The organism is Streptococcus mitis SK575, assembly GCF_000257865.1.
Taxonomy (GTDB): domain Bacteria; phylum Bacillota; class Bacilli; order Lactobacillales; family Streptococcaceae; genus Streptococcus; species Streptococcus mitis_CQ.
Window position 1 is genome coordinate 1 of sequence record NZ_AICU01000028.1, and the last position, 591, is coordinate 591.

1 protein-coding gene is annotated in these 591 nt (G+C 42.0%); it reads right to left on the reverse strand.

Annotation, left to right across the window (positions count from 1 at the left end; all coding sequences use genetic code 11):
- Nucleotides 1–591, reverse strand: a 591-nt coding sequence (locus tag HMPREF1048_RS05210) for a PD-(D/E)XK nuclease family transposase (RefSeq protein WP_000641622.1), incomplete at both ends; no start/stop codon positions are given.

Sequence of the window (591 nt, forward strand, 5' to 3'; positions counted from 1 at the left end):
TTGACTAAACATTTTCCTGTCCTCCTCGGACCAGCTCTTGTAGTCCAGCAGTTGGTCTGCTTGGCTGATAGCTCGCTCGGGTTCTTGGGTAAAGGGTTTATTACCGAAAAACTCCAACCATGGTTTACGAATGCTATCTTTGCTGGTTTCTCTGTATTTTTTTAATTCCAAGAACGCCATCTTGACTAGGTAGTTTTCTTGTCCATTATTGGTGATGGTTAAGGCTTCACCTGTCGTGTCCTCTCGCATACTAAAGCTATGAAAAGCCAAGTCATCTGAGAAGTAGTTGCTATCGACAATTGCGATGGCATAAACGGGTGCGATGTGTTTGTAGCTCTGGTGTGTATCACCTTCTCGTTGGCGAATTTTCTCTAGGTTTTGGTTGACCTGGCTGCATAAGTAAGCCCACAAACGATTGATGAAAAAATTCTGATGATGAACTTGAATCTCAATAATTACTTGAGTGCCATTATCTAGTTCAGCCAAGACATCAATACTAGTGTAGAAATCCTGTGCCGAGTATGGCAAAGAAGGCAATACATGAATATTGCTCCCCTCCAAAATGGTTACATTTTTGGCTGGTAAATCCAA